Here is a 20,857-nt window from a genome sequence, read left to right as displayed (position 1 = left end):
TGACTTTGAGACTCAATCGATATGGAACTTCGTACGCTCCGCTACTTCATGGCCGTTGTTGAAAAGCAGAATTTCACCCGCGCAGCCGAATCACTCAACATGGCCCAGCCGCCCCTGAGCCAGCAGATCCGCAAGCTGGAGGAGACTCTGGGCACCCCGCTGCTGCGCCGTTTGACCCGCAGTGTCGAGCTGACCGAGGCGGGCGAGAGCCTCTATCGGGATGCGGCGCAGATCCTGGCGCTGGCCGATGCGGCAAAACTGAAGGTAAAGCGGATTGCCCGGGGCGAGCAGGGGGCGCTGCGGATCGGCTTTGCCGGTTCCACCGTGCTCCACCCCGCGGTGCTGACCCTGCTGCACGACTACCGGGAGCGCTACCCCGAGGTAGCCCTCAGCCCGCAGGAGGGCACCATGCCGGCACTGGTGGAGGCGCTGCGCAACGATCGGCTGGATGCCGCCATCTTGCGGCTCCCCTGTCGGGGTAGCGAGGGCTTTGCCCATCACCTTATCGAGCAGGAGCCGCTGCTGATCGCCCTGCCGACCAGTCACCCCAAGGCCAAGCCTGGCCCCTTGCCACTGGCCAGCCTGAAGGACGAGAGTTTTATTCTGTTTCCCCACGCCATCGGGCCCGGGCTCTATGACGGCATCGTGGGCCTCTGTCGGGAGGCGGGGTTCGAGCCGATACTGGGGCCCGAATGCCCACAGGTGATCTCCACCGTCGGCATGGTGCAGGCGGGCTTTGGCGTGACTCTGGTGCCCAGCTCGGTGGCGGCGTTGCGTCCGCTCGGGGTCAGTTACCACCCCATTGAGGGCAACGGCATGATGACCAGTATCAGTCTGGCGACACGGCCACACCCAAGCAGTGCCGTGCTGCGGCACTTTATCGCCCAGATCCGTGCCGCCCAGATACGACAAGGCCTCCCGAAGGAGGCCCTGTTGAACAAGCTTGAACCGGTTTGATGACCAGCTTGCCTGATGCGACGGCTTATTTGACGGTACTGCTTATTTGACAGTCACCCGGGCAAACTTGCGCTTGCCGACCTGATAGACGGCGGTACCGGCACCGATGAGTGCCTTGCCATCTTCCAGCTTCTCGCCATCCACCTTGACTGCGCCCTGCTTGATCATCCGCAGCGCTTCGGAGGTGGTGGCCACCAGATCGGCCTCTTTCAGCAGGTTGGCAATGGCCAGCCCTTCGCCTTCCAGTGCCAGCTCGATTTCCGGCATCTCGTCCGGAATGGCGTTCTTGGAGAAGCGCTGGGTGAAATCTTCGTGAGCCGCTTCGGCCGCCGCTTCGTCGTGATAACGGGCGATGATCTCTTTGGCCAGCCAGATCTTCACGTCGCGCGGGTTGAGAGTACCGGCAGCGATGCCTGCCTTGAACTCTTCGATTTCGGCCAGCGGACGGAAGGAGAGCAGCTCGTAGTAGTTCCACATCAGATCGTCGGTGATGGACATGATCTTGCCGAACATCTCGCCCGGAGCGTCGTGAACGCCGATGTAGTTGCCTGCGGACTTGGACATCTTCTTGACGCCATCCAGACCCACCAGCAGCGGCATCATCAGCACACACTGGGTCGCCATGCCGGCATCTTTTTGCAGCTCTCGGCCCATCAGCAGGTTGAACTTCTGGTCGGTACCGCCGAGCTCAACGTCCGCCTTCAGCGCGACCGAGTCATAGCCTTGCAGCAGCGGATAGAGGAATTCGTGAATCGCGATGGATTGGCCGCCGGTGTAGCGCTTTTTGAAGTCGTCACGCTCCATCATGCGGGCCACGGTCTGCTTGGCCGCCAGCTTGATCATGCCGGTCGCACCCAGCTCGCTCAGCCAGGTCGAGTTGTACTCGATGCGGGTCTTGGCTGGGTCGAGGATCTTGAACGCCTGCTCGGCATAGGTGAGGGCGTTGTGTTTGATGGCCTCTTCGGAGAGCGGCGGACGGGTGGCGTTCTTGCCGGAGGGATCTCCCACCATGGCAGTGAAGTCACCGATCAGCAGGATCACTTCATGGCCCAGATCCTGGAAGGTCTTCAGCTTGTTGAGGATCACGGTATGACCCAGGTGAATGTCGGGGGCGGTCGGGTCCATGCCCAACTTGATGCGCAGCGGGCGCCCTTCCTTCAACTTGGCGACAAGTTCTTCTTCAACCAGAATTTCTTCCGCTCCGCGCTTGATCTCGGCTAGCGCCACCTCGAGCTGGGACATTTTTTGACTCTCCATCACGATTCCACAGGGCCAAACATATTACTGGAATGGCGGGCCAATTGGAAAGGCTGTAAAATCCTTCCATTCTGCCCGACTTCATCTGCTTCTCATGGTTATTTGGCACGCCTTCAACGCACTCCCCCACTGGCACCGCAAGATGGTGCTGATCTTGAGCATCATGATCATGATGCTGGCTGCCTGGCCCAGCGAACAGGCAGTAGCAACACGGGTCGATGAAAACGGCAACGAAATTGCCCTGCGGGAACCGGCTAACGACAACACACTGAACGACGAGCTGACGGCCGAAGCCGCCCAGCCCGTTACCCCGCCCAAACCGCGCTACATCACCAAGCAGGTGAAGGTGCGCCGTGGCGACAACATGGGGGTGATCTTCCAGCGCATTGGCCTGAGCACCACGGATCTGCACCTGATCGACCAGCTCGAGGGCAGCGATCCCCTGCGCATGCTGCAACCTGGGCAGGAGCTCACCTTCAAGCTGACCGAAGATGGCCAGTTGCACAGCCTCTATTACCCCCACAGTCTGGAGCAGGCGCTCAAGGTGAGCCGCAAGGAGGAGACCTTTGTCGCTCGCAACGTCAAGATCGCCCTCGACACCCGCGAACAGGTGAGCAAAGGGGAGATCCGCTCCAGCTTCTGGGGCGCCGCGGTGGATGCGGGGATGACCGAAGATCAGATCATGGACTTGGCCGCCATCTTCGGCTGGGACATCGACTTTGCCCAGGACTTGCAGCCGGGAGACAGCTTCCGGGTGGTCTATGAAGACAAGTTCCGCGACGACGAGCGGGTCGCCTCTGGCGATATTCTGGCGGCCGAGTTCGTCAACCAGGGCACCGCCTACCGCGCCGTGCTCAATGAAGATGGCAACTACTACACCCCGGAAGGGAAGGCGATGCGCAAGAGCTTCCTGCGTGCGCCGGTCAACTTCAAATACATCAGCTCCAACTTTAACCCGCGCCGCCTCCATCCGGTGACCGGCAAGATCCGCCCCCATAACGGCATCGACTATGTGGCGCCGGTGGGTACCCCCATCATGGCGGCGGGCTCCGGCAGCGTGGTGGCCGCCGGTTACAACCAGTTCAACGGCAACTACGTCTTTATCAAGCATGCTGGCAACTATGTGACCAAGTACCTGCACCTCTCCAAGCGCACCGTCAACAAGGGGCAGCGGGTGAAGCAGGGGCAGACCATCGGCACTCTGGGTGGCACCGGCCGCGTCACCGGCCCGCACCTGCACTACGAATTCGTGGTGGGCGGCATTCACAAGAACCCGCGCACCCTCACCCTGCCGCAGGCAGAGACCCTGAGCGGACGCGAGCTGGCCAACTTCAAAAAGCTGGCGATGCCGCAACTGGCCAAGCTCGACAACCCCGAGCTGCAGCTGGCCCAGAACAAGCGGGATGGTCGCGGCAACTAAGCCATCAGGGCTGGCAGGGTGAAGGCCCTGCCAGCCCATTTTATTGAGCTCGCGCCAGGCAACCGGATTGAAATGAGTCCGCCTTAGGACATAAGATGAGATGGAACACCGGGAGCGGCATGTGGCACAGGCGTAAGGGCTTATCTATCCTGTCTCTCTCACTCTTTTTCCGGTCCGCATTGAGGATGCCCCATGGTTGAGCGTTATATCGGTCTGATCTCAAAGACCACGCCATGTGGCATGGGATGAAAGCCGTTCCCCTCTTCACCCTCTCTGCACACCGCATTTTCAAGCAGCAATGTAAGGAGACACATGGCTGAACGCTATATCGGTCTGATGTCGGGAACCAGCATGGACGGCATTGATGCCGTGCTGGTGATGATCGCCGGGGATGAACTGCGGGTCGAAGCGGCGCTTTGCCACCCCTGGCCGCAAGAGACCGCCCGCACGTTGCATGCCCTCTGCACCCCGGGCGACAACGAAATCGACCGCATGGGGGTAGCCGATAATCTGGTGGCGCGAGAGTTTGCCGCCGCCACCCACGCGCTGCTGACCAAAGCGAAGCTTGAGCCCAAAGATATTCGCGCCATCGGCAGCCACGGCCAAACCATCCGCCATCGCCCCCAGCTTGGCTTTACCCTGCAGATCGGCAACGCCGCCCTGCTGGCCGCCCTGACCGGCATCGACGTTATCGCCGATTTTCGCACCATGGATATGGCCCTCGGTGGTCAGGGGGCGCCGCTGGTGCCCGCCTTCCATCAGGCGCTGTTTGCCAAACCCGGCGCCCTGCGAGTGGTACTGAACCTCGGCGGCATCGCCAATATCTCGGTGCTGCCGGGCAATCCGGGCGGGGTATATGGTTTTGATACCGGCCCGGCCAACACCCTGCTCGATGGCTGGTATCGCCGCCATCAGCCCCACGGCGGCAGCTATGACGCCGGTGGCAAATGGGCCGCCAGTGGCAAGCCTATCCCGGCCCTGCTGGAAAAGCTGCTGGCTCACCCCTATTTCGCCGCCCCCGCCCCCAAGAGCACCGGACGGGAGATGTTTACCCTCGATTGGCTCGATGGGGAGCTGGCAGGCACTTCATACGCCCCCGTGGATGTGCAGCGCACCCTGCAGGCGCTCACCTGCCACAGCATCGCCCGCCAACTGCCCGCCCGGCCCGAATCAGTCGGTGCCAGCCAGCCGAAAGCAGAGCTCTTTGTCTGCGGCGGCGGTGCCCATAACGCCCCCTTGCTGAAGGAGTTGGCCAGCCTGCTGCCTGCATGGCGCATCGCCAGCACTGCCGAGCTGGGCCTTGCCCCCGACTGGGTGGAAGGGGCTGCCTTTGCCTGGCTGGCCATGTGCTTTGTTCACCGCAAGCCGGGTAACCTGCCCGCCGTCACCGGCGCCAGCCGTCCGGCTGTGCTGGGTGCCCTCTATCCCGCCTGAGTGATGACAAGGGGGCTGCGGATCAGTGTGCCCCCTTGAACAGACGTACAACCTGTTGCCGGATCGGTGCAAACAGCGGGGGCTTTGGCGGCTCCAGATTGATATGGCGCCGCCCGGCACGGGTTTCACAGCGAAGCAGATTCTGGATGTAGTGGTGGTGGGAGCGATGGATCAGCTGTGAGGCTTGATACGCCCACTGTCTGGGAACGCCCCACAGAGTGCTGGCAATCGCCCCGACGATGCAGAAGAAAGCGGGCTCCTGAATTCCCATCCGGCTGGCATTCTCCAGCGCCTCCTTGAGCGAGTTGGAGTGAGCAATACAGGTCATGATATTGACCATGAAGGCGTAGTAATCATCCTCCCCACCCTTGCCAACACGCACCGTCAGGGTCGCCGCGGGCTGATAACCAAACTGATGGCCGATATTTTCCAACACCGTATTCCGCTGGCGGATCACCTTGCCATAAAACATCAGCATCACCATGCAGTCGATCGCCTTGCACAGCGCCTCGTAGTGGGGATGGCTCTTCTTGGGACGCGGCGCCGTGGCGAGGGCCAGCTCTTCAGAGATGGCCAAGAGGCCCACAGGTACGGCGGTGCTGACAAACGAGAGGTCAATCGACAGTTCCAGCCCCTCCTCCCCTTCCATGCGGGCCACAATCACATGTTCGCCAAACAGCCGACGCTGGCGCTCGATAAAGGCGCCAAAGACCAGATCACGAAACTGCTTTTGCGGATAAGGGGTATCGAGCAGGCTCTCGATGGTCATGATGGCGGCGGATACCCGGCCGCGCAGTCGGTAATCGGCAGGAATGGGAAAGCTCTTTCCCAGGCGAGGAGGTAACCGCTGTCCAGATGTTTGACAATACATATCGCCCAGAACGAAACCCAGCATAAATCCTCCACAGTCAGGTAATGATGATCGCGACGCGATCTCGCTTGCCAATCCTGGGCAATGGCCTGCCGGTGCATCGATGCTCTCCGTCAGGGCTCCTTGATTACCTTATTAATCATACGATTAATAGCGATTGAAAAAAGCGACCTGACTCGCAATCACGCCACTAATTAACAGTTTCATCAAGAAACCATAGAAAGCGGTCGATAAATCCATTTTTTGACGCATTTTCCTTTAAAAACAGTACATTGAACTTTATTCCTGCGAAGTCACCTGAGCTGTTCCCGAGCCCTGAAAACCATCCCAATCATCACAACCAGCCACCGATGAGGGGCAGATAGGACAAACTCTCAAAAAGTGGAAAAAGCGACGACGCGGGGCAACCCCACCCATCGGGTGATGCAACCGGAGTGAAGAGACGCGTATTGCCACCACCGCCCCTCATCCAACGCTACCTCTCATCCAGCACCACCGCTCCCGCACAGCGTCACGCCAACGCCAACGCCAACGCCAACGCCATGCTCCCCACTCCTGTGCAGCAGGAGCAGATCCGCCGTGCAAATTCATGGCATAGCATTTTATGGCGCTAATAACAGATCCCGGCTGCCAGCAAGGTGTCATCGAGTATGCCGGAATAATCATTAACAGAGAGGAATGCAAAAGCCGTGAATTATATTCCAGAGGTATCTTTAATAAGGTGGATATGCATATTCACGGGAATTTTCATAGCCCCTTAAAAAATCTGAAAACAGATATCCATGCACCATAATATGCATTATTTGCACATCGGTGCATAATATTAACCCTTTATTCACACGCCAATACCCCGAAGAGGGGGAGGGCAAACCCAGTCAGGACAAGGCTGTCCGCCGGTTCGGCACCATTTGCACACAAATTGGCTCCTATTTCGGGTGAATTGAATAGCAATATGATTAAATTTGCGCCCATTGAGCCATCTCATAGAAATGCAATCAGCGGTTTGCAACCCCTGATAGCCACTCATAGAATCGCAGCGTCTGAAATATCTACCCTGTCCTCTTCTCCCTTATTCCTCTCAGTAATTGAGTGGATCACAAATAATAACCGGGGATGCCGTCGCTGGCGTAGTGGCCGTGGCGCACAACAAGATGGGGTAAACCTGTACCTGAATGAACAACAAATATTAAAAAGAGGCATATCTATGAATGGCACCATCATCAAGTCGGCAAGAAATACCCCCCATGCACCCCAGGATCTGGGCCCCTGCACCCAAACGGTGGCGTTTTCTCATTACAACAATATCTCCGCCCAGCTGCCGGTCGATCCCGCCACCGGCAAGATGGTGAGTGGCGATGTCACCGCGCAGGCCAGACAGTGCCTGAGCAACCTCAAGGCGATCATCGAGAGCATCGGCCATGTGATGGACGATATGGTGAAAGCGACCATCTTCCTGAAAGAGATGGCGGATCTTGAGGCGGTCAACGCCGTCTATCGCGAATTCTTCCCGGGCTATCTGCCGACCCGCACCACCCTCGCCGTCGCCGCCCTGCCGCTGGGCGCGCTGGTGCAGATCGATGCCATCATCTCCAACGGCGAAGGTACCTTCCCGCAAGATCCTTGCCCGCTGATTAAACTGGCCCGCAACAGTGACAAGGCGCCGCACAATCCGCTCTCCACCCACACCGTGGCCTTCTCCCACTACAACAATATCGGCGCCCAGCTGCCGGTCGATGCCGCCTCGGGCCAGCTGGTTGCCGGTGGCATCAAGGAGCAGGCGGGCCAGTGCCTGCGCAATATCAAGGCGGTGCTGGAGAGCATCGACGTGCCGTTTGACGATATCGTCAAGGTTACCGTCTATCTGACCGATCTGGCCGATCTGGAAGCCGTCAACGAGGTCTACACCACCTTCTTCCCCGACTCCGCCATTGCCCGCGCCGTCGCCTATCTGCCCGCCCGCTCGGTGGTCAGTGCCGCCGCCCTGCCCATGGGGGCTCGGGTGCAGATGGATGCGGTCATCTCCCACGGTGACGGCACCCCGCCGCAACTGGTGGAAGACCGTCACAATCTGGTGATCCGTGCCCGCAATACCGACAAGGCACCGCGCAGCCCGCTCCATTGCCAGACCGTCGCCTTCTCCCACTACAACCATCTCTCTGCCCAACTGCCGATTGACCCTGCCACCGGCAAGATCCTGGCTGGCTGCATCAAGGAGCAGACGGCCCAGTGCCTCAGCAATATCAAAGCGATTGTGGAGAGCATCGGCCATGTGATGGACGATATCGTCAAGGTCAATATCCAGCTCGGCAATATCGCCGATCTGGATGCGGTCAACGCCATCTACACCAAATACTTCCCGGGTTATCTGCCTGCCCGCACCGTATTCGGAGTCAGCGAACTGCCCGCCGGTGCCCTGGTGCAAATTGATGCTGTGATGTCCAATGCGGAAAGTACCCCGCCGCAGGCGTAAGGGTTGCGATAAATAAAAAGAGACCGGCTAAATGCCGGTCTCTTTTTAGGTAACAGGAAGGGATATTATTTTTATGGCATTGTCTTAAAGAACGCGAGCGTCCGATTACGCTTCACCAATCTATTCTACAAATTAACTTTGTTTATCTATTTGGGATTTTTTCCAAAGCCCATTTACTTGGCTCAGCTACAGCTAATATAGGTGCGCAAGCTCTAATATCAACATGAGACATTAAACCATAGAATAAACAGTCTAAATTTTTATCATTCAAAAAATAAACTACAAACATATCTAAAGAATTGAATTTGTTTTTAAATGAAAACTTATCAGAAATACTGTGGTGATTTACCAATGCTTTTAAAAAAGTATACTTTTTGTAAACATCAATTACTTTTTCTGATTCCTTTTGAGCATCAACCATAGCTAAATCTAATTCTTCGTCACTTATCGATGATTCGTTTCTAATAATTACTATAGGGTCTATCTCATTGAAAGCTCGTCGTAAATAGTTAAAATGCATATCTTGCCATTGCATTCTCACGATTGCTTTATGAATATCCTCCTTCATCGCACTATATAGTTCATCGAAGTTATTTGCTATGTTTGACAACTGAGTCATTGACTGGTCAAGATTAATTAAATTGCTGTCATTACCCACTTTGATGTTTTCAATAACCACGACCATTTTATCTATTTGTACTCTTGCCTCCGAAGCAATAATAAGCTGTCTTTGTTGAATGACACTTTTTCTATATTGCAGCAATGCTAATCCGAAAGCTAATGAGGTCGCTATTTGGGCAAAACCATTAATAATGTCCAAGAATGTTATTTTATAGCTACTGTCAAAGGTACCAACCAAACCATAAACTACACAAACGCCATAGGTTATATATGCCGTTGCAATGACAACAACTAGAAATAAACAAACAGTATCTAAAGAAATAGGTCTTTTTATATTAGGTTTTTCAAATAACACTTAAATCCTCCCATCTTATGCTCCTGATCTAACAACACAATATTACTAGAGGTCAAAAAATGGAAATACTATACAGATTTTTAAACAAAATAAGCATGACTTTCTTCAAGCCAATAAAATGTAGTAAGAAATAAAAACGCCCCCCATCTTGCGATGGAGGGCGCTTTATTTTCCGGCTATTGGGCCAGAGTGGCCCAATGGTCAGCTATTACAGGGACTCTGCGGTCGCAACCACGTTTTCCACGGTAAAGCCGAATTCCTTGAACAGCAGCTCGGCCGGTGCGGACTCACCGAAGGTGGTCATACCGATGATCTTGCCGCCGAAACCGACGTACTTGTACCAGTAGTCAGCGATGCCGGCTTCGATGGCCACACGCTTGGTGACAGAGGCCGGCAGGACGGACTCTTTGTACTCGGCAGACTGGGCATCGAACACGTCGGTAGACGGCAGAGAGACCACGCGCACGGCACGGCCCTTGGCAGTCAGCTGCTCATAGGCGGCAACGGCCAGTTCCACTTCGGAACCGGTGGCGATCAGGATCAGCTCCGGAGTACCGGCGCAATCCTTCAGCACGTAGCCACCCTTGGCGGTATCGGCCAACTGCTGGGCAGTACGGTCCATCTGGGCCAGGTTCTGACGAGAGAAGATCAGAGAGGTCGGGCCGTCGGTACGCTCGATGGCGTGTTTCCAGGCGATGGCGGATTCAACCTGGTCACACGGACGCCAGGTGCTCATGTTCGGAGTCAGACGCAGGGAGGCGATCTGCTCAACCGGCTGGTGAGTCGGGCCATCTTCACCCAGACCGATGGAGTCGTGGGTGTAAACGAAGATGGCGCGCTGCTTCATCAGGGCGGCCATGCGCAGAGCGTTGCGAGCGTACTCCATAAACATCAGGAAGGTGGCGCCGTAGGGGATGAAACCACCGTGCAGGGCGATACCGTTCATGATGGCGGACATGCCGAACTCGCGTACACCGTAGTGGATGTAGTTGCCGGAGGCATCGTCGTTGGTCAGAGACTTGGAGCCGGACCACATGGTCAGGTTGGACGGAGCCAGGTCGGCAGAGCCGCCCATGAACTCCGGCAGCAGCTTGCCGAACGCTTCCAGAGAGTTCTGGGACGCTTTACGGGTCGCAATCTTGGCCGGGTTAGCTTGCAGGGTTTCGATGATCTTGGCGGATTCGGCAGCCCAGTTGGCCGGCAGTTCGCCAGCGGTGCGGCGCTTGAATTCGGCAGCCAGAGTCGGGTGAGCGGCTTCATAGGCGGCGAACTTGGCAGCCCAGTCGGCTTCCAGTGCAGCACCCTTCTCCTGAGCGTTCCACTCGGCAGCGATATCGGCCGGGATAACGAACGGCGCGTGGTCCCACTTCAGGAACGCGCGAGCAGCGGCGATCTCGTCGTTGCCCAGCGGTGAGCCGTGGCAGTCGTGAGAACCGGATTTGTTCGGAGAACCGTAACCGATGATGGTGCGGCAGCAGATCAGGGTCGGCTTGCCGGTCTCGGCCTTGGCGGCTTCGATGGCGGCATTGATAGCTTCCGGGCTGTGACCGTCAACAGCCGGGATAACGTGCCAGCCGTAGGCTTCGAAGCGCTTGACGGTGTCGTCGGTGAACCAGCCTTCTACGTGACCGTCGATGGAGATACCGTTGTCATCCCAGAACGCGATCAGTTTGCCCAGTTGCAGGGTACCTGCCAGAGAGCACGCTTCGTGGGAGATACCTTCCATCAGGCAGCCGTCGCCCATAAAGGCATAGGTGTAGTGGTCAACGATGTCGTGGCCCGGCTGGTTGAACTGCTCAGCCATGGCTTTTTCGGCGATCGCCATACCAACGGCGTTGGTGATGCCCTGACCCAGCGGGCCAGTGGTGGTTTCAACGCCCGGTGCATAGCCGTACTCCGGGTGACCCGGGGTGCGAGAGTGCAGTTGGCGGAAGTTTTTCAGATCGTCGATGGAGAGGTCATAACCGGAGAGGTGCAGCAGGGAGTACAGCAGCATGGAGCCGTGGCCGTTGGAGAGAATGAAACGGTCGCGGTCGGCCCACTTGGGGTTGTTCGGGTTATGTCTGAGGTGGCTACGCCACAGCACTTCGGCGATATCCGCCATTCCCATGGGGGCGCCCGGGTGACCGGAGTTGGCTTTTTGAACGGCATCCATACTCAATGCACGAATGGCATTGGCAAGCTCTTTACGAGAAGGCATCTGAATCTCCTGCGATTGCTTCATTTGATGGCCAAGATTAAGGCGCGTTATTGTCCCAGCAGGGCGCGCGGCGTGCAAATATTATCTGGATGAATAAAGTGGCTTTGGGAGGACAATCGCTTTTCTTGCCCTCTATTGACCAAAGCAACCAGAGAAAAACGTTTGATTCCCATCCCTTTCGGGATAGGAGAGCACCGCTTGTGACCCATTGGACACTGCGCGACAAAATAGTGCTGGCAATCACGGGGGGCGCTAATTAAAATAGACGTCCAGATGTAGATACCTCTACACCATCCCATTCATCCGGTTATTGCTGTGGCGATAACCCAGACAAGCTGAGACTCTTATCATGGCAAAGCTGTTTACTTCCGAGTCGGTCTCCGAAGGCCATCCCGACAAGATTGCGGACCAGATCTCCGATGCGGTACTGGACGCCATCCTCAAGCAAGATACCAAGGCCCGTGTCGCCTGCGAGACCCTGGTCAAGACCGGTATGGTCATGGTGGCCGGTGAAGTAACCACCTCTGCCTGGGTTGATATCGAAGAGATCGTGCGTGATACCGTGCGTGAAATCGGCTACACCCACTCCGACATGGGCTTCGACGCTGACTCCTGCGCCGTGCTGAACGCCATCGGCAAGCAGTCCCCGGACATCAACCAGGGCGTTGACCGCAGCGATCCGCTGGAGCAGGGCGCTGGCGACCAGGGCCTGATGTTCGGCTACGCCACCAACGAAACCGACGTGCTGATGCCGGCCCCCATCACCTACTCTCACCTGCTGGTGAAGCGTCAGGCTGAAGTGCGCAAGAACGGCACCCTGCCGTGGCTGCGTCCGGATGCCAAGAGCCAGCTGACCTTCGCCTACGACGACGCAGGCAAGATCATCGGTGTGGATGCCGTTGTACTGTCTACCCAGCACGCCGAATCCATCAGCCACAAAGATCTGGTTGAAGCGGTACGCGAAGAGATCATCAAGCCGGTGCTGCCGGCCGAGTGGGTCAACAAGGACACCAAATACTTCATCAACCCGACCGGCCGTTTCGTTATCGGCGGCCCAATGGGTGACTGCGGTCTGACCGGTCGCAAGATCATCGTCGACACCTACGGCGGCATGGCCCGTCACGGTGGTGGCGCCTTCTCCGGCAAGGATCCGTCCAAGGTTGACCGCTCCGCTGCCTACGCCGCCCGCTACGTTGCCAAAAACATCGTTGCCGCCGGTCTGGCCGATCGCTGTGAAATCCAGATCTCCTACGCTATCGGCGTGGCCGAGCCGACCTCCATCAGCGTCGAAACCTTCGGTACTGCCAAGGTCGCCGAGGAGCTGCTGGTCAAGCTGGTGCGCGAGCACTTTGAACTGCGCCCGTATGGCCTGATCGAAATGCTGGATCTGAAGCGTCCGATCTACCAGGCTACCGCTGCCTACGGTCACTTCGGTCGCGACGAGTTCCCGTGGGAGCAGACCGACAAGGCCGAGCTGCTGCGTTCTGCCGCTGGCCTGTAAGGCTCGCTGTTGTGATAAAAGGGGAGCCTGGCTCCCCTTTTGCTTATCCGCTATCTGACGAGATGTTGATGTCTGCCACCCCTTCCCAGCTTGTCGCCCTGCTGCAACAACGCGTAGAAGCCTGCTTTGTGCAGGCCGAGGCGCGCCTTGGCCGCACCTTCCCCCGCCCTCGGATCTACTGCAATATGCGGGGCCGGGCGGCAGGATCGGCGCGGCTGCAAACCTGGGAGCTGCGCTTCAATCCCGCCCTCTATCAGGCCAACCAGCAGGCGTTTCTGGATGAGGTGGTGCCCCACGAGGTGGCCCATCTGCTGGTCTATGCCCTGTGGGGTGAAGGTCGCGGCAAAAGCCGGGTCTTGCCCCACGGCCGCCAGTGGCAATCGGTGATGCGGGAGGTGTTCGGCCTTGAGCCCAGAACCACCCACAGCTTCGATCTGGCGGTACTGGCCCAGCGCACCGTGCCCTATCGCTGTCACTGCCAGCAGCATCAGCTCTCTATTCGCCGCCACAACAAGGTGGTGCGCGGCGAGGCCCGCTACCACTGCCGCCGCTGCAAGCAGCCGCTGGAGCGGGAACGGCCGGAGCCAGAGCAGTAAGCCAGCTTGTGTCGCGCCCCTGTGATAGGGTGCCCGCCATCGTTCGTCAATCACCCCGTTTTGCAAGGAATCCCATGCGTTTCATCTCCTCCCTCGCCCTGACCCTGCTGGCCGGTTTGCCGCTGCTCAGCGCCCCCCTGCACGCCCAGACCTTTCGTGAAGCCAAGCAGGATCTGGTGAAGCTCTATCGCAGCCAGCCTGCGGTCACCACCTTCTACTGCGGCTGTGACATCGACTATCAGGGCAAGAAGATGAGCCCGGATCTCGCCAGCTGCGGCTATGAGCCGCGCAAGCAGGCCAAGCGCGCCGCCCGCATCGAGTGGGAACACGTGGTACCGGCCTGGGAGTTCGGCCACCAGCTGCAGTGCTGGCAGGATGGCGGTCGCAAGAACTGCGAAAAGGCGAGCCCCGAGTTCAACAAGATGGAGGGGGACATGCACAACCTCTTCCCCGCCATTGGCGAAGTGAACGGCGATCGCGCCAACTACCGCTTCTCCGACTGGAACGGCAAGCCGGATCAGTACGGTCAGTGCCAGATGCTGGTGGATTTCAAGGATCGTCGGGTGCAACCACCCAAGGGGCCGGTACGGGGCCAGATTGCCCGCGCCTACCTCTACATGAGCCAGCAGTATGGGCTGCGTATGGCAGCGCAACAGCGTAAACTGTTTGAAGCCTGGGATCGCCAGTACCCGGCAGAGAGCTGGGAGTGCGAGCGCAATCGCCGCATCGGCAAGCTGCAGGGCAATACCAATCCCTTTATTGAAAAGCAGTGCCAATAACCCCATTTGACCGGGGAGGGGGAGCGCCCCTCCTAATCATGAAACCCTTCCCTACTGCCGCGTGAGCCTTGCTCGCCGCAGGATATAAAGGGTTTCCAAGCAAGAGACTGACAAGCAGCCATGCGCATTCCACGTATCTATGAACCGGCCACCCTGCAAGTTGGCCAGACCATCGCCCTGTCGGAAGACGGCGCCAACCATATAGGCCGGGTACTGCGCATGCAGCCGGGCCAGCAGCTCGAGCTGTTCAACGGCGATGGCAATCAATATCCCGCCACCATCGCCAGCGTCGGCAAGAAGTCGGTGGAAGTGACCATCGACAGCTGCGATACCCAATCGGTGGAGTCACCGCTGGCCATCCATCTGGGTCAGGTGATCAGCCGTGGCGACAAGATGGACTTCACCATCCAGAAATCGGTGGAGCTGGGCGTCACCTGCATCACCCCGCTCTTCTCCGAGCGCTGCGGCGTCAAGCTGCCAGCCGATCGACTGGAGAAGAAACGCGAGCAGTGGCAGAAGGTGGTGATCAGCGCCTGCGAACAGTGCGGCCGCAACGTGGTGCCAGAGGTGCGCATGCCGATGGAGCTGGACGCCTGGCTGGCAGAAGAGACCAAGGAGCTCAAGCTCAACCTGCATCCGCGGGCCGAGTACAGCATCAACACCCTGCCCGTTCCCGAGCACGGCGTGCGCCTGCTGATTGGCCCGGAAGGGGGCTTGTCGAGCGACGAGATCGCCCGTACCGTGCAGGAAGATTTCAAAGAGATGCTGCTGGGGCCGCGGGTGCTGCGCACCGAAACCGCCGCCCTGACTGCGATTACTGCGCTGCAGTGCCGCTTCGGCGATCTCGCTTGATACTATCGGCCGCATCAATCAACCCTATGGCTGCATCGACGCAGCCGCAAGCGGCCGATTACGCTGCGCTAATCGACCCTACAACCCTATCGAGCCATTAAGAAGGAACAGCGGATGACCATTAAACTCGGCATCGTGATGGACCCCATCTCGGCCATCAACATCAAGAAAGATTCCAGCTTTGCCATGCTCGAAGAGGCGCAAAAGCGCGGCTATGAGCTCTTCTATCTGGAGATGAAGGATCTCTACATGGAAGCCGGTCGCGCCTTTGGCACCATGCGCCCGCTCACCGTCAAATATGACTATGCCGACTGGTACACCCTGGGCGAGGTGGTGGATCAGCCCCTCTCCAACCTCGATGTGATCCTGATGCGCAAGGATCCGCCGTTCGACACCGAATTTATCTACGCCACCTACATGCTGGAGCGGGCCGAGGATGAGGGTTGCCTCATCGTCAACAAGCCGCAGAGCCTGCGCGACGCCAACGAGAAGCTCTACACCGCCTGGTTTGCCGAGCACACCCCGACCACGCTGGTGACCCGCCGCGCCGACAAGCTGCGCGCCTTCCACGCGAAGCACAAAGACGTGATCTTGAAGCCCTTGGATGGCATGGGCGGCGCCTCCATCTTCCGCATGAAGGAAGATGACGCCAACGTCGGCGTGATTATCGAGACCCTGACCGCCCACGGCAGCCAGTACTGCATGGCGCAGACCTATCTGCCCGCCATCAAGGATGGCGACAAGCGGGTGCTGGTGGTGGACGGTGAACCGGTTCCCTACTGCCTCGCCCGTATTCCGGCGCAAGGCGAAACCCGTGGCAATCTGGCAGCCGGTGGCCGCGGTGAAGCGCGCCCCCTGAGCGAAGCTGACTGGGCCATCGCCCGTGCGGTGGGCCCGACGTTGAAAGAGAAGGGCCTTATCTTCGTTGGCCTCGATATCATCGGCGATCGCCTGACCGAGATTAACGTCACCAGCCCGACCTGCATTCGCGAGATTGAAGCGGCCTTCGATGTGCACATCACCGGCATGTTGATGGATGCCATCGAGCGTCGGCTGGACAAATAATCGCCAGGCAGGCTAAACCGGCCTGTTCAGGGGTAACCCGCCCCCGACAAGCCCCAAAACAGAGAGGGTGGCCCAGCGCCACCCTCTCTGTTTCAAGGCGATCCGGAAAGGGGCGGGATCTCGCCCAGCCCAAAAAGCGGTTTTTCCCATGGGGATCAACTGCCATAATTGACCTCAAATACCTTTGCACTATTTGGCCTCTATGCAAACACTGCAAAATCACTTCCTGCTTGCCATGCCAAGCCTGACGGATCCCTACTTCGAGCGCTCGCTGGTCTATCTGTGCGAGCACAACGAAGAGGGCGCCATGGGACTGGTCGTCAACATTCCGGTCGAGATGTCGCTGGAAACCATGCTGACCCAGCTCCAGCTCAATCCGCCCAACAACCCGGAACTCAAGCAGCCGGTGCTGCAAGGGGGGCCGGTTCACGCCGATCGCGGCTTCGTGCTGCACAGCTTCCGACCCGGCTTCAACTCCACCCTGCAGGTGGGGGATGAGATGATGGTGACCACCTCCAAGGATATTCTGGAAACTCTGGGTACAAGCGAGGCCCCTGCCCATTGGCTGGTGGCCCTTGGTTATGCCGGCTGGAGCGCCGGGCAGCTGGAGCAGGAGCTGGTGGATGGCGCCTGGCTGGTGATCCCCCCCAATCCGGCTCTGGTGTTCAAGACCCCCATTCACAAACGTTGGCAGCAAGCTGCCGCCAGCATAGGGGTGAACCCGGTTCACCTCTCCAGCGACATCGGCCACAGCTGATCGGCTGGCCCGCTCCGCTCTCTATTTCGAGGATTTATCAGTTATGTCATCACGCAGCATCATGGGCTTTGACTATGGCACCAAGAGCATTGGCGTCGCCATCGGTCAGGAGCTGACTGGCACAGCCCAGCCTCTGCGCGCCCTCAAGGCCAACGACGGCATCCCCAACTGGGACGAGATTGAGAAGCTGCTCAAGGAGTGGCAACCGGATCTGCTGGTGGTCGGTCTGCCGCTGAACATGGATGGCACCGATCAGGAGATCACGGTACGGGCTCGCAAATTCGGCAACCGGCTGCATGGCCGTTTCGGCAAGCCGGTGGAGTTCAAGGATGAGCGACTCACCACCACAGATGCCCGCGCCCGGCTGTTTGAGCGAGGCGGCTATCGCGCGCTGGAGAAAGGCAGTGTGGACGGGGTATCGGCGCAGCTGATCGTCGAAGCCTGGATGGAAGAGCAGTACAACTAAGCCATCAACAGCAAGGCAAGGGTCGCAGCCCTTGCCTTGTCTCGCACTATCCTCCCCTCATTACGCCTGTGATTGACCCGCCACCAGCCCCTCGACCTCTGTCGGCGTCGCATTCATCATCCGGTTGAGCCAGGGCACCATCAGCCCCATCACCACCGCAATCAGCAGGGTCGCCATCCCGATCTTGCCAAATACGCCGGTGTAAATGGGCAAAGTTTGCAGCGGATCCGTCACACCTTGCGGCACGGCGGTAAAGGTCGCCACATAGCCACCCAGCAGGGACGCCATCGCTTGAGTCAGGAACCACATTCCGAGAATGAAGCCCATCAGGCGTTGTGGCACCAGCGCGGCGACCATCGCCAGTCCCAGCGCACTGATCATCAGCTCGCCCAGACTCTGGAACAGGTAGATAAGCACCATAAACCAGGGGGAGGTTAGCCCCTGCTCATCGGCAAACCACCAGCCGGATGCTGCCGCCGTCAGAAAGCCCAGCGAGCAGAAGAACATCCCGAGGGTGAACTTGAGCGGCATGGTGAGATCCCGCCCCTTGCTGCCCATTCGGGTATAGATCATCGCGAGTACCGGGCTACCCACCACCACCCAGAAGGGGTTGAGCGCCTGGAAGCTGATGGGGTTGACGCTCATACCCAACATCTCGTGGTGCATGTTGTTGATGGCAAAGAAGTTCAGAGACGTCGGCATCTGGGCATACAGCACATAGAAGAGCACCGCCTCCAGCATCAGCACGAAGGCCACATACATCTTGTTGCGGTCCACTGTGTCGAGCCTGAATGCCTCGCGAAAGAAGAAGATCACCACGGCGATGGTCACCGTCATCAGCACCATATTGGCGATCACCACATGGTGCATCAGCCAGGCGCAAAAGAAGACCATGGCTACCGAGCCCAATATAACCAGCAGCAGCTTGCTGTAATTCAGTGGCAGGTGATCCGGCTCGGAGCCAATATCCTTGACCATATTGCGGCAGGCAAAGAAGGTGAGCAGCGCAATAATCAGCCCCACCCCGCACAGGTTATAGGTCACGGTGTAGCCGTAGTGATCGGCAATCACCGGTGCCAGCGAGAGGGAAATAAGGGAGCCGATATTGATCGACATATAGAACAGGGTAAACGCCCCATCCAGCCGCGGATCTTTTGGCTGGTAGCATTTTGAAAGCAGGCTGGCCGGATTGGCCTTGAACAGGCAGTTACCGACTGCAATGGTGCCCAGCGCATAGAAAATCAGGTCGGGATTGTAGATAGAGAGGCCGGTCATAAAGTAGCCTATCACCAGCACCACGGCCCCCAGCACCATGGTGCGCTTGGTGCCGAGCACATGGTCGCCGACATAGCCGCCGACCGAGATCAGGCCATATACCAACGCAGAGAAGGCACCGAAAGTAATAAAGGATTGCTCTTGGGAAAATCCCAGTTGTTGCACAAAGAAGACCGCCAATATCCCCTGCACGCCGTAATAACCGAAGCGCTCCCAGAGTTCGACGAAAAATATCATAAAGAAGGGTTTGGGTTGTTGTAACAACCCGGTCGGTGCTGTTGCTGGACGCATAGTAACCTGCCTTTGCTGAGATTTATTTTTATTAATCTGGTGGTGGCTGCCGCACTATTTTTTGCCCGCCATTGCCATAACGGGGAGCACAGTCAGCCTGCCAATCTGGCTATTTTCGGGTGCACGGGCCCCGTTCGATGAAAGGTGTCTTTCATCTAGCCGGTTTCAATTACGGGTTATCGGGGGATGGTGAGTGGCGTCTCCCAGTACAGTTGCCGGCTCCGGGTTCTACCTTTGCAGCATCCCTTTACTCAAGCCGGTCTATCAACCTTGATGCTTATTCCCCTCTGCTCCGTCACTCATGGCTGGTGGCCAGATAGCCGGGGCATGGCACGGCCACAGACGACCTGTGGGGCTGGCTCACGTCGCGCTCTACTGGCTATCACACTACACAGGCGCTATCTAACCCCGCCATTCCAAGGGGAGTCATGCTATATCACTGCAAATAAAGGAACTTAATGGTCGATCACACTTTAAAAGTGACCGTCAGTGAAGTTTTCTAATGAAACCACATGAGTTTTTTTCGTGAAAATAGCTTCACTCGAGACGTGCAACCAATGCCAATCTGTGCATAAAGAGAGTTGAATGGCACACAGCTTGAACCCATGCCCCCCGGACGCAGCACTTCAGTCGTGCCAAATCCCGCTCATCCGGGCGATGCGACAACAAAAAGCCGGAGCAAATTACTCCGGCTGATCGATGGGCACCGTCACGACCACATTAGCGTGGCAATTCGTCATTGTAGAGTCGCCGGATCTCGTTGCGCAGCCACATCACCTTGGCATCCTGATTGTGCCGTTTGTGCCACAACAGGATGAAGGCGATCTCCAGCTGAGCGTAGAGCTTTTCGGGTAGCGGCAGCGGCATGGCGATCAGATTGCAGTGATGCCGACTGGCATAACCACCGCAGTAGGAAGGAGTCACCGCAATCAGCTCGTGGCTCGACTGGGAGGCAATATGCAGCGCCTGCTCGAAGCTGGAGACCATGATGGGCACCTCCCGCTTCAGCCCCTCGTCCTCCAGCAGACTGTCGAGAGCCCAGGTATCGTTCGCTTCCCACACCATGCTGATCTGGGGGCAGGCCAGAAAGTTCTCCAGCGACCACTTCTGCTCGAGCAATGGGTGATCCTTGCGCAAAAAAACCACCGGGCGATCGGTGAACAGCACCTCGTGATCGATGTAATAAGGCAAGCGGTTGACCTTGGCCAAGGAGCGGCCATGGGTCTCGCGGGCACAAAAGCCGAGATCCGCATCGCCATTGACGATGTCGTTGAGGGAGTGGTGATCCCACCCCAGCATCCTGACTACCGAGTGGGGGTACTTCTGGTAGATGGTCATGGGCAGATCGCTCAGGAAGCTGATGTAGAAGGGGGACTCCATCACCAGCGTGAAACGGGCACCGTCTGGGATCGCCTCGCTATTGAGCGAGGTGATGCTGTCGGTGAGCTGGAACCAGACCTTCAGCTCCTCCTCCAGGGTCAGGGAGAGGTTGGTGGGCTGCAACCCCTGCCGCACCCGCACAAACAGGGGATCGTCAAACCACTCCCGCAATTTGGCCAGAGACTTGCTCACCGCCGACGGAGTGACACAGAGCTTTTTGGCCGCCCCTGCCACACTGCGCTCCTGCATCAGGTACTTGAACACCACCAGCAGGTTCAAATCGAGTTCACCCAGATTGCGCATATCCCCT

At 57.9% G+C, this 20,857-nt stretch carries 18 protein-coding genes; 12 read left to right on the top strand and 6 right to left on the bottom strand.

Going from position 1 to position 20,857, the window contains the following annotated elements; all coding sequences use genetic code 11:
• The first annotated feature begins 21 nt into the window (after positions 1 to 21).
• Positions 22 to 957 (top strand): LysR family transcriptional regulator, encoded by a 936-nt coding sequence (locus tag AB5Y84_RS06400; RefSeq protein WP_043818935.1) that lies wholly within the window; start codon positions 22 to 24, stop codon positions 955 to 957.
• 42 nt (positions 958 to 999) lie between these two features.
• Here AB5Y84_RS06400 and tyrS read toward each other — a convergent pair whose 3' ends face one another.
• Positions 1,000 to 2,199 (bottom strand): tyrosine--tRNA ligase, encoded by a 1,200-nt coding sequence (tyrS, locus tag AB5Y84_RS06395; RefSeq protein ID WP_005347884.1) that lies wholly within the window; start codon positions 2,197 to 2,199, stop codon positions 1,000 to 1,002.
• Between the two features lie 109 nt (positions 2,200 to 2,308).
• On the opposite strand from tyrS, the gene AB5Y84_RS06390 reads away from it, so the two are divergent.
• Both AB5Y84_RS06390 and AB5Y84_RS06385 read left to right on the top strand, forming a co-directional pair.
• A complete protein-coding gene (locus tag AB5Y84_RS06390) occupies positions 2,309 to 3,634 on the top strand; it encodes a peptidoglycan DD-metalloendopeptidase family protein (protein WP_201947403.1) in 1,326 nt (441 codons plus the stop codon).
• Positions 3,635 to 3,946: 312 nt separating this feature from the next.
• Positions 3,947 to 5,068 carry an anhydro-N-acetylmuramic acid kinase gene (locus tag AB5Y84_RS06385; RefSeq protein WP_013724010.1) on the top strand — a complete coding sequence of 374 codons (1,122 nt, stop codon included), beginning with the start codon at positions 3,947 to 3,949 and terminating at the stop codon, positions 5,066 to 5,068.
• A 22-nt stretch (positions 5,069 to 5,090) separates the two neighbouring features.
• Here AB5Y84_RS06385 and AB5Y84_RS06380 read toward each other — a convergent pair whose 3' ends face one another.
• Positions 5,091 to 5,963 carry a hypothetical protein gene (locus AB5Y84_RS06380; protein WP_201947399.1) on the bottom strand — a complete coding sequence of 291 codons (873 nt, stop codon included), beginning with the start codon at positions 5,961 to 5,963 and terminating at the stop codon, positions 5,091 to 5,093.
• A gap of 410 nt (positions 5,964 to 6,373) precedes the next feature.
• Between AB5Y84_RS06380 and AB5Y84_RS06375 the strand changes: the two genes are divergently transcribed.
• Together AB5Y84_RS06375 and AB5Y84_RS06370 are read left to right on the top strand one after the other, a co-directional pair.
• A complete protein-coding gene (locus tag AB5Y84_RS06375; RefSeq protein ID WP_368176602.1) occupies positions 6,374 to 6,553 on the top strand; it encodes a hypothetical protein in 180 nt (59 codons plus the stop codon).
• A gap of 590 nt (positions 6,554 to 7,143) precedes the next feature.
• Complete coding sequence (locus AB5Y84_RS06370) at positions 7,144 to 8,409, top strand: RidA family protein (RefSeq protein WP_368176601.1); 1,266 nt, start codon at positions 7,144 to 7,146, stop codon at positions 8,407 to 8,409.
• A gap of 142 nt (positions 8,410 to 8,551) precedes the next feature.
• Here the strand turns inward: AB5Y84_RS06370 and AB5Y84_RS06365 are convergent, their stop codons facing one another.
• Both AB5Y84_RS06365 and tkt read right to left on the bottom strand, forming a co-directional pair.
• Positions 8,552 to 9,385, bottom strand: coding sequence for a hypothetical protein (locus tag AB5Y84_RS06365; protein ID WP_368176600.1), 834 nt, complete (start codon positions 9,383 to 9,385; stop codon positions 8,552 to 8,554).
• A gap of 208 nt (positions 9,386 to 9,593) precedes the next feature.
• Positions 9,594 to 11,585, bottom strand: a complete 1,992-nt coding sequence (gene tkt / locus AB5Y84_RS06360; RefSeq protein ID WP_149153405.1) for a transketolase — start codon at positions 11,583 to 11,585, stop codon at positions 9,594 to 9,596.
• A gap of 349 nt (positions 11,586 to 11,934) precedes the next feature.
• Here tkt and metK point away from each other — a divergent pair, with 349 nt between their 5' ends.
• The 7 genes from metK to ruvX all read left to right on the top strand — a co-directional run bounded on the left by metK (position 11,935) and on the right by ruvX (position 17,601).
• Positions 11,935 to 13,086 carry a methionine adenosyltransferase gene (metK, locus tag AB5Y84_RS06355; protein WP_005338519.1) on the top strand — a complete coding sequence of 384 codons (1,152 nt, stop codon included), beginning with the start codon at positions 11,935 to 11,937 and terminating at the stop codon, positions 13,084 to 13,086.
• 68 nt (positions 13,087 to 13,154) lie between these two features.
• Complete coding sequence (locus AB5Y84_RS06350; protein WP_158111015.1) at positions 13,155 to 13,682, top strand: SprT family zinc-dependent metalloprotease; 528 nt, start codon at positions 13,155 to 13,157, stop codon at positions 13,680 to 13,682.
• A 74-nt stretch (positions 13,683 to 13,756) separates the two neighbouring features.
• Complete coding sequence (locus AB5Y84_RS06345) at positions 13,757 to 14,461, top strand: endonuclease (protein ID WP_368176599.1); 705 nt, start codon at positions 13,757 to 13,759, stop codon at positions 14,459 to 14,461.
• 120 nt (positions 14,462 to 14,581) lie between these two features.
• Positions 14,582 to 15,313, top strand: coding sequence for a 16S rRNA (uracil(1498)-N(3))-methyltransferase (gene rsmE, locus AB5Y84_RS06340; RefSeq protein ID WP_042055147.1), 732 nt, complete (start codon positions 14,582 to 14,584; stop codon positions 15,311 to 15,313).
• A 114-nt stretch (positions 15,314 to 15,427) separates the two neighbouring features.
• Complete coding sequence (gene gshB / locus AB5Y84_RS06335; protein WP_139443201.1) at positions 15,428 to 16,378, top strand: glutathione synthase; 951 nt, start codon at positions 15,428 to 15,430, stop codon at positions 16,376 to 16,378.
• A 202-nt stretch (positions 16,379 to 16,580) separates the two neighbouring features.
• A complete protein-coding gene (locus AB5Y84_RS06330; protein WP_005349793.1) occupies positions 16,581 to 17,135 on the top strand; it encodes a YqgE/AlgH family protein in 555 nt (184 codons plus the stop codon).
• Positions 17,136 to 17,178: 43 nt separating this feature from the next.
• Positions 17,179 to 17,601 carry a Holliday junction resolvase RuvX gene (gene ruvX, locus AB5Y84_RS06325; RefSeq protein WP_005343821.1) on the top strand — a complete coding sequence of 141 codons (423 nt, stop codon included), beginning with the start codon at positions 17,179 to 17,181 and terminating at the stop codon, positions 17,599 to 17,601.
• 60 nt (positions 17,602 to 17,661) lie between these two features.
• Here the strand turns inward: ruvX and dtpB are convergent, their stop codons facing one another.
• Positions 17,662 to 19,167: a dipeptide/tripeptide permease DtpB gene (gene dtpB, locus AB5Y84_RS06320; protein ID WP_368176598.1), complete on the bottom strand. Its 1,506-nt coding sequence runs from the start codon at positions 19,165 to 19,167 to the stop codon at positions 17,662 to 17,664.
• Positions 19,168 to 19,887: 720 nt separating this feature from the next.
• Entirely contained in the window at positions 19,888 to 20,850 is a 963-nt protein-coding gene (yidZ, locus tag AB5Y84_RS06315) for an HTH-type transcriptional regulator YidZ (protein WP_368176604.1), read from the bottom strand.
• Positions 20,851 to 20,857 lie beyond the last annotated feature (7 nt).

The sequence above is a fragment of the Aeromonas sp. s11 genome (genome assembly GCF_040907945.1).
Classification (GTDB): Bacteria; Pseudomonadota; Gammaproteobacteria; order Enterobacterales; family Aeromonadaceae; genus Aeromonas; species Aeromonas veronii.
Note: the sequence above shows the minus strand (reverse complement) of the source record. Positions and strands in the feature narration are given on the sequence as shown.

Coding starts and splice junctions, on each gene's coding strand:
- metK (WP_005338519.1), top strand. CDS start 11,935: ATGGCAAAGCTGTTTACTTCCGAGTCGGTCTCCGAAGGCCATCCCGAC.
- dtpB (WP_368176598.1), bottom strand. CDS start 19,167: ATGCGTCCAGCAACAGCACCGACCGGGTTGTTACAACAACCCAAACCC.
- tkt (WP_149153405.1), bottom strand. CDS start 11,585: ATGCCTTCTCGTAAAGAGCTTGCCAATGCCATTCGTGCATTGAGTATG.
- yidZ (WP_368176604.1), bottom strand. CDS start 20,850: ATGCGCAATCTGGGTGAACTCGATTTGAACCTGCTGGTGGTGTTCAAG.
- AB5Y84_RS06350 (WP_158111015.1), top strand. CDS start 13,155: ATGTCTGCCACCCCTTCCCAGCTTGTCGCCCTGCTGCAACAACGCGTA.
- gshB (WP_139443201.1), top strand. CDS start 15,428: ATGACCATTAAACTCGGCATCGTGATGGACCCCATCTCGGCCATCAAC.
- AB5Y84_RS06390 (WP_201947403.1), top strand. CDS start 2,309: ATGGTTATTTGGCACGCCTTCAACGCACTCCCCCACTGGCACCGCAAG.
- AB5Y84_RS06385 (WP_013724010.1), top strand. CDS start 3,947: ATGGCTGAACGCTATATCGGTCTGATGTCGGGAACCAGCATGGACGGC.
- AB5Y84_RS06370 (WP_368176601.1), top strand. CDS start 7,144: ATGAATGGCACCATCATCAAGTCGGCAAGAAATACCCCCCATGCACCC.
- ruvX (WP_005343821.1), top strand. CDS start 17,179: ATGTCATCACGCAGCATCATGGGCTTTGACTATGGCACCAAGAGCATT.
- AB5Y84_RS06400 (WP_043818935.1), top strand. CDS start 22: ATGGAACTTCGTACGCTCCGCTACTTCATGGCCGTTGTTGAAAAGCAG.
- tyrS (WP_005347884.1), bottom strand. CDS start 2,199: ATGTCCCAGCTCGAGGTGGCGCTAGCCGAGATCAAGCGCGGAGCGGAA.
- AB5Y84_RS06345 (WP_368176599.1), top strand. CDS start 13,757: ATGCGTTTCATCTCCTCCCTCGCCCTGACCCTGCTGGCCGGTTTGCCG.
- AB5Y84_RS06380 (WP_201947399.1), bottom strand. CDS start 5,963: ATGCTGGGTTTCGTTCTGGGCGATATGTATTGTCAAACATCTGGACAG.
- rsmE (WP_042055147.1), top strand. CDS start 14,582: ATGCGCATTCCACGTATCTATGAACCGGCCACCCTGCAAGTTGGCCAG.
- AB5Y84_RS06330 (WP_005349793.1), top strand. CDS start 16,581: ATGCAAACACTGCAAAATCACTTCCTGCTTGCCATGCCAAGCCTGACG.